This is a genomic window from Neisseria sp. P0009.S007, assembly GCF_051962515.1.
Genome location: NZ_JBQCVF010001083.1, coordinates 1 through 276, shown reverse-complemented (window position 1 = coordinate 276; position 276 = coordinate 1). Strand labels below are relative to the sequence as shown.

At 57.2% G+C, this 276-nt stretch carries 1 rRNA gene; it reads right to left on the bottom strand.

Features of this window, described 5'->3' with window-relative positions:
- Window positions 1-276 (bottom strand): 16S ribosomal RNA (locus tag ACTHS3_RS17840); the annotation flags it as partial.

Here is a 276-nt window from a genome sequence, read left to right as displayed (position 1 = left end):
CTACCAGGGTATCTAATCCTGTTCGCTCCCCACGCTTTCGCTCCTCAGCGTCAGTTACTGCCCAGAGACCCGCCTTCGCCACCGGTGTTCCTCCTGATATCTGCGCATTTCACCGCTACACCAGGAATTCCAGTCTCCCCTACTGCACCCTAGTCTGCCCGTACCCACCGCAGATCCGGAGTTAAGCCCCGGACTTTCACGGCAGACGCGACAAACCGCCTACGAGCTCTTTACGCCCAATAATTCAGGATAACGCTTGCGCCCTACGTATTACCG